We start from the raw sequence: 7830 nt of genomic DNA, 5'->3' as shown, positions 1-7830 counted from the left end.
GCCAGGTTGATGGTGGCGCCCACCGCGGCGCGCGCGGCCGCGGCCGCGCCGGTGCCGGCGACGGACAGCGCGCCGCCGGCCTTGACCGTCATCACCGAACCGGCCTCGCCGGTCAGGAGCGGCGTGCGGATCAGCAGGTCGCCGCCGCGATAGCGCCAGCCGTCCTGTGCGTTGTAGCCGTCCTGTTCGTGATAGACCGACAGCCCGCCCCGGGCCCGACCCGCGATCATCTTGGCGGCGTCCAGGGTCACGGAGGAAAAGCCCAGCAGCAGGCGCTCGGCCGTCACCAGATCGTTCGGCAGCTGATACGGCGAGGACTCCAGCCGGATCGTGTCGGCCACGACGTTCAGCTTGCCGTGTCCGAGCTGGTCCAGCATGGCGCCGCCAGGCGCCTGCGGCTTGGTGGCGCCGACGTTGATGCCGTTGCGGTCCGCGGCGATCGCGCCCGCCCAGATGAACTCGCCGGCGGCGATGGTGGCCGTGTCGCCCGCCGCGCCATAGCCGTAGATGGCCGGCGCGCCCAGCACCAGCCGCTGCAGCGAGCGGCCGCCCGCGCCGCGCGCGTCCAGCGCCACCGCGCCGTACACGTTGATCGACTCGTTCGCGTTCAGGATCAGGCTCTCGAGCGCCGGCGCGCCCAGCGCCGTATTGCCGCGCAGCAGCGTGGCCAGCACGTCCTGGTTCATCTCCAGCCCCGGCGGCAGGTGGCCCGCCGCGCCGGCCTGCTGCAAGGCCTGGGCGCTGCCCAGGTTGACGGCCGATACGCTCAGCGCCAGGTTGCGCGTGCCGTACTGCACCGTGTCGCGCCAGGTGAAGCCGCCGCTGGTGGCCGCGCCGATGGATCCTTCGGACAGCAGCAGGGACGCGCCGCCGCAGGCCGCGACGCAGCCGCCCACGTCGATGGCGGTGCCGGCGCCGCCCTTGGGCGCCATCAGGTTCACCAGCCCGTTCGATACGGCCAGCAAGGCGCCCGAGGTCAGCGCGTAGTACGTGCCCGTGCGCGCGTCCAGCGCCGCCGCGCCGCGCCCGAGCGTGGACAGCGTCGCGCCCTGCTCGACCACGATGCCGCGCCCGCCGGAGGCCGCGTACAGGAAAATCTCGGGTGCCGACAGCACGGCGCCGCTGCGCACCAGCAGTTGCGTGTTCTTGGCGTACACGTCCATCTGGCCCGAGTCGTACACGCCCCGGCCCGGCGTGCCGCCCAGGAACATCGCGCCGGCGGACAGCGCGTTCAGATCAGAGGCCTGGATCGCCGCGGCCTTGGGCCCGAGGATGGGCGCCTGTCCCGCCGCCAGGATCTCAAGCCCCTGGGCCGGCCCGTTGACGACCAGGCTGCCTGCGTATCCGCCGCTGTCCTTCGGCACGCCGAAGCGCGCCAGGCCCTTGAACGACAGCGCCGGCTGCCGGCCCATGCCCGCGCCCTCGTCCAGGGTCAGCTGCAGCGCGCGGGCGTCGACGGTCATCAGGCCGCGCTGGGTGCCCTTGCGCGCCGCGTCCGCCAGGAGGAAGGCGTTGTAGGAGGTCTCGTTGTATTGCGCATGGCGCCGCAGCACGTCGCCCGGCGTGAACAGCAGGCTGGTCGGCAGCGCCGCCCGCTGCGCGGTGCCGGCCGTGCCCAGCCAGCCGCTGCCGACCCAGGAACCGCCGCGCGTGCGCGCCACGGCGGACGCGTCATAGGCGCCCTGCGCGCCCAGCTCGACGCGGAACGCGCCCGGCAACAGCGCATAGGTCGAGGGCAACAGCGTATAGGTGCCGGCCGGCAGGCCCGGCACGCCGGCGCCGATGGTCACCTGCCGGCCCACCGCCGGACTGCCCGCGCCCGCGTCGGCCGCGATCGGCGCCTGGTTGCCGGCAAAGCCCGGCACGATGGCATAGACGGCGTTGCCCGAACGGCTGAAGCCGAATCCCGGATTGGCGTCGGCCATGGCGTAGCGCAGCACGTCCACCGAGCCGCCGCGTCCGCGCACGAAGGCGCCGCCGCTCAGTTCGCCGCCGCCGGACACATCCAGCACGGCGCCCTCGGCCACCTCGACCGCCTTGCCCTGGATCTCGATCTTGCGGCCGTCGTAGCCGGAGGAACCGGTGGCGTCCGGCTTCACCTCGTTGCCGGCGTAGAGGTACTTCACCCCATCCACCGTGCCGCCATAGGGCATGAGCAGCCCCGCGCCGCTGACGGAGGTCAGGCTGCCCGGCAGGAACCGTACCGTGCTCGGCGCCTGCGGGTTGCTTTCGAAGACGATGCTGCCCAGCGGCGCGCGCAGCACGCCGCCCTGTTCGATCAGCGGCGCCATGAGCGTCAGCCCGCCGAACGCGGCATACGGCACCGCGGGCAGATCGCCGGAGGCGCGCCGGATCGTCAGGACCGCCTTGGGGTTGTAGCTGTAGATGTCTCCCTGCGGCCCCTTTGCCATGTACTCGCCCGCGGCGATGATGCCGCCGCTGCGGGTGGTCGTGTAGATCTGCGCGGCGCTCAGCGTCATGCGGTCGGGCGCCGCCAGCTTGGTGCGGATGCTGCGGTCGACAAAGCCCGGGCTGCCCATGCGCAGGTCGCCCTGGACGTCGAAGCGCACGTCGTCAAAGCCGATCAAGTCGCGCAGGCCGCGCACATCCACCAGATTCGCCGACACGTTCAGCCGGTTGCCGTTGTGGAAGTACTTCAGCGGCTCGGGCCCGAGTTGCACGAAGAAGTCGGCGCCCTGCAGCCCCACATAGCGCGACTGATTGAACAGCACGTAGGGCGCGCGCAGGTCCACCACGCTGGCCGCCGGCGCGTCCGCGCGCAGCGTCAGCACCCCCGACAGGCGCAGGCTCTGGCGCATGGCCAGCGTCACGTTGCCGTCGGCGAACACGCTGGCATTGAGCGCCAGGTTGTCGAAGCCGCCCGCCTCGACGCGGTCCACGCCCAGGCGGCCCGCGCCGTAGGCCAGCTCGGCGCTGTCCTGGCCCGGCCGCAGGCCGGCGGCCAGCCGGCTTTCGCCCTGGCGCTGCGTCAGCACCAGCCGGCGCTCCTGCAGCACCGCCTGTTCCGGCGACAGGTTGCGCTGGTAGAAGGCACCGCCGAACGCAATGCCCAGCGTGCCGCCGGCCGCCTGAGCCGAACCGGCCGCCGCGCGCAGCGCGCCGTCCAGGTGCAGGCTGTTGGCCGAGGCCAGCACGATGCTGCCGCCGTCCGAGCCGACCAGCGTCGCGCCGCGTCCCGGCAGGTCCAGCACGGCCTGCGTGCCGGACGCGTCCAGCAGCGAGCCGGGACGCAGGATGACGTGGCGGTCGATGGGACGGGTGCGCGTATCGACATCGGCCTCCCAGTTCAGCGTGCCGCCGATCTCGATGGCGCCGCCGGCCTGCACCACGCCATAGCGCCGGCCCCTGGCGTCGGTCGCCACATGGCTGCGGCCGGCGGTGTCCAGCACCGCCTGCTCGCCGATCCAGACCGAGCGGGGATTGGCCTTGGGCACATAGGGCTGCTCGCCCACGCGCGGCTCCTGGATGGAAATGCGGCCGCCCCAGGCATCGAGACGGCCCAGCACGGTGATCTGGTCGGCGCCCCGGATCTGGATCGAGCGGCCGGGATCGACGCTGACGCGCGCGCCCTCGCCCACCACGATGGGGCCGCCTTGCGCGGCCCGGTCCGAGTACAGCGCCAGGTCGGCGCCGGCGCGTTGCGTCAGCGTGCCGCGCAGCGCGTCCTCGGTGTACAGCGCCGGCGTCCAGCGCGTCAGGACGTCGGCGGGCGGGGCGCCCGATCCGGGCGCCTGCGCGGCGCCGCCTTCCAGCCGCAGCACCGGCATGAGCACGTCGATCTGCGCGCCATCCGCGACGGTCAGGCCCTTGTAGCCGTTGATCTCGTACTTGCCGAAGCCGGTGCTGAACAATAACGGGTCCAGCCGCAGCGTGGTGACGTCCTGCGCATCCACGGGGCCGCCCAGCACGATCTTGCCGCCGCTGGCCACGGACAGCGTGCCGCCGCCCGTGACGCCGTAGCCGCGCACCTCGCCCGCGAAGGACAGCAGACCGCCGTTGGAAGGAATCTGGCCCAGCACATGCGAGGCCAGCGTCACGTTGCCGCCCTTGCCGCCTTGCAGCTTGCCATCGGACAACAGCGAGGCGCCGGCGGTCACGTCCAGCACGCTGCCCGCGTCCACGGCCACGTCACCGGTGCCGCGCAGCGCGATGCGGCCGCCGTCGCGCACCGGCAGGCCGGCCAGGCCGTCGGCGTCCCGCAGCAGATTGGCCCAGACGCCGCGCGCGTCCAGCATCACGCCGCCCGCGACGTGCAGCCGCGCCTGCTGGTTGGCGGCCGGGGCCAACGCCGAGTCCTCGAGCCGCACGGCCAGGAACGACGGCTGGTACAGCACGTTGCCGGCCTGGATCAGGCCGCCACGGCTGGTCAGATTGGCCTTGACGTCCACGTCCGGCGCATACAGCGTGATTTCGCCGCCATCGGCGCCGCGCAAGGCCGCATCGACGGTGATGGAACGTCCGGCCGCGACGCGCAGCCGGCCCAGCGAGAAGCCGTTGAGCTGGTTCGCGTCCAGGAACAGCTTGCCCTTGTTTTCCTGCGGCAAGGCGGCGCCCAGGTCCAGGCCGTCGGCCACCCGCTCGCGCCCCGCGCCCAGCACCACTTCGGCCACCGTGTCGCCGGTGGCGCCTAGCTGGGAATAGATCTGGCGCGAGGCCGTGTCGTAGTAGCGCACATCGTTGCCGACCACCAGGCCGGCGCGGCGCGCGGCGGCGCGCTGCGACTGGCTGTAGCCGTCCAGCCCGGACTGCGGCGCGCGGTCCTGGCGCATGCCCTGGTAGGTGTCGCCGACCAGATCGCCTTCCAGCACGGCGCTGCGGGTCGAGATGAGCAGCGTGCCGGCGTCGCGGCCGACCGTGTAGCCGTCCTCGTAGCGGGTGCGCGGCGCCAGCAGCGGGTTGTAGAAGCGGCGCGTGGCCTTTTCGCCCCAGCGCGCGGAACGCTGTTCGTAGCCTTGGTAGACGCCGGTGTAGAGCACGTCGCCCGGAGCCTTGTCGGCCACGTACAGGCGACCGTCCGCGCCGCGCAGCCAGGTCTGCTGCAAGGTGCCGGCGCGCACGTCCAGCGTGCCGCCCGACAGGTTGATGCTGGAGCCCTTCTGCGTCACCACCTCGGCGCCCTCGAAGCGCACCTGGCCGCCCTGCGCCAGCCAGTGGCTGACCGGCACGCCCATGGTGCCCAGGTAGCCGCCGACTTCCAGCAGGCCGCCGCCGCTGTACCAGCGGTCGCCGTCATAACCGCCGCTGCCGCTGGCGACGCGGATCAGCTCGCGCCGGTCCAGCCAGATATCGCCGTTGTTGAGCTTGCCGCTGTCGCGGTTCATCGGCGCGTCGCGCTGCTCGTTGCCCTGGACGTTGATCTTGAGATTGTTCGATTCCATCGACACGGCCACGCCGATGGCGCCGCTCACGTCGATCTGCGCGCCGTCGCGCACCAGCGTGCGCTTGCCGGCCCTGACCCCGACCTGCCCGCCGGTCGCCAGCGTCAGCGAATCGCCCTGGAAGTCGACCGTGCCGCCGCTCTCCACCTGCACCAGCGACAGGTCGCGGCGGTACGGGTCGGTCTGCCCCAGCGTCTGGCCGGTGGCCAGGCTGGCGGGCATCAGGGCGTCGCGCTGGCCGTCCAGCGCGGTGGCGCCGTCCAGGTCCACCAGGATGGCGGTGGTCGAGCCGGAACGCAGCGTCACCGCGCCGTCGGCGCCGACGCCGTTCAGATGGATGGTGCCGCGCGCGTCCACCGAGGTGGTCGAGGCCAGCACGCCGGCCTGCTCGACCTGGCGCGCGGCGAGCGTGATGTCGCCCAGCGGCGACAGGATCAGGCCGCGATTGCGCACCGTGCCTACGCCCGAGGCCGTCACTTCATTGCCGCGCGTGGTCGAGGCGACGTTGCCCTCGGTGCCCTGGCCGCGCTTGATCACGAAATTGTCGCCGGCCGCCAGCGCCGCCTGCCCCTTGGGCGTGGTGATGGTGCCGGCATTGTCGACCTCGCGGCCCAGCAGCAGGACGTAGCCGCCGGACTGGGTCACGGTCGAAGGACGGCTGGTCTCGATGACCGCGCCCGGGCGCAGCTCGATCTTGCCCAGCGCATCGGTGAAACCGGGCGTCTTGCCGTCCGCGCTGTACAGGCCGTTGTTCTGGAACTGCTCGTCGCTGAGGCGCGTGGCCGCGGCCACCAGGTTGCGCACGTTCACCTGCGCGCCGCCGTCGAACACCACGCCGTTGCGGTTGACGATCATCACCGTGCCGTCGGCCTTGATCTGGCCTTGGATCTGCGAGGGGCGCGCCTTCGGATCGTTGACGCGGTTCAGCACCGCCCAGTTCGGATCCTGGCGGAATTGCACCGTGGTGTTGCGGCCGACGTTGAAGGTCTCCCAATTCAGGATGGCCTTCTCGCCGGTCTGCTCGATGGCGACGTTGACGCGGCCGTTGGCGGCGGTCTGCACCGGCGCCCTGGCGTTGCGCCAGCCGGCGGTCAGGGGATTGGCGTCCACCTTGAGACCTCCCTCCGCCAGGCCGTCCGGCGCCGCGCCGCCCGTGACCGGCGCGGCATCGCGGGCCGCGCGCTGCGCCGCCTGCTGCGCGGCGATCGACGCGGCGGTGCGCCCCAGGTTGCCCACCGAGCGTTGCAGCTGCTCGCGCGCGGCCTGCGACTGGCGCGCGCCGTCCGGCAGCCCCAGCGCCGGTTGCCCGTTGGGCAGGCGGCCCGTGACCGCCGTGTTGGCCTGCGCCGCGCCCTTGGCCGCGAACCAGCCGCTGCTGAACGCGGCGGGCTGGGCATGGGCGGCGCCCGCGCCGACGAGCGCGAGCGAGGCCAGCGCGGTCGCCAGCGGCGTACGGCGCGGCGCCAGCCGGCCCTTGAGGCTGGCGGCGGGGCAGTTGCGGATGCGGGAGGGAGTGCGGGTGTGGCCGGGCATGGAAACGGACTCAGGTTGGGGACCGGATGACGCGCGCCCGGTGTGACTCGGGCCGCTCGCCTGCGATATCTCCTGTCGTGTTTGCCCGCCCGGAACCCGAACTGGTTTTTTCGTGAATCTTTTGTGTCAGCTCAATAACACGATGCCCTTGGGCAGCTGGCGCACATGCGCGCCGAAGGCCTCGCGGATCCGGTCGATCGCCAGATCCAGCCGGGCGATCTGGAAGCGCCCGCTGACCCGCCGCGCCGCCAGCGCATCGTCCAGCACCATGATGCGGCCGGGCCGGTAGCGGTTGATCTCGGCCACCGCCTCGGCCAGCGGCATGTCGCGGAACACCAGCACGCCCTCGCGCCAGCCCATGGCCTGCTCCAGGTCGGCGCGCGCCGGCGCCGTCACCGCGACGGCGCCGTAGCGCGCCTGCTGGCCGGCTTCCAGCGCCAGTTCGCGCGAGGGATGGCGGATATCCACGCGGCCCCGCAGGCAGGTGACCGTGACCTCGTCGCCGCTGCGGCGCAGCCCCACGCTGGCGGCGTCCAGCAGGATCTCGCCGGCGCCGGCCGCGACGGTCAGGCCCTGGCCCTGCTCGGCGCAGGTGATCGCGGCCTGCCCTTCCAGCAGTTCCAGGCGGCGCGGACCGTCGGCCACGTTCATGCGGGTGCGCGCGTCCAGTTCGACCACGGCCTGCCCGCCGTCCCAGTCGACGGTGCGCTGCTCGCCCACCGCCGTGCTGTAGTCCGCGCCCAGTCCTTCCAGGCTGGCCCACCAGCCCAACGGCGGCAGCGCGGCGGCGGCAGCTGCCGCGCCGGCCCCGGCCAGGCCCGCGCGCAGCAGCACCCGGCGGCCGGGGGGGGGCCGGGGGGGCCCCCCCCCGCGCGGCTGGGGGGGGGGGTGGTTTTAA

2 protein-coding genes are annotated in these 7830 nt (G+C 73.1%); both read right to left on the bottom strand.

The features are described from left to right. A partial coding sequence (locus ACEU5R_RS31485) for a filamentous hemagglutinin N-terminal domain-containing protein (RefSeq protein ID WP_392413796.1) occupies positions 1-6932 on the bottom strand: 6932 nt, incomplete at its 3' end. Between the two features lie 126 nt (positions 6933-7058). After that, a complete protein-coding gene (locus ACEU5R_RS31480; RefSeq protein ID WP_392413794.1) occupies positions 7059-7766 on the bottom strand; it encodes a FecR family protein in 708 nt (235 codons plus the stop codon). Positions 7767-7830: the final 64 nt, after the last annotated feature.

This window comes from Achromobacter sp. 413638 (assembly GCF_043119405.1).
Taxonomy (GTDB): domain Bacteria; phylum Pseudomonadota; class Gammaproteobacteria; order Burkholderiales; family Burkholderiaceae_B; genus Achromobacter.
The sequence above is the reverse complement of the archived record's forward strand: the minus strand, read 5'-3'. Positions and strand labels throughout refer to the sequence as shown.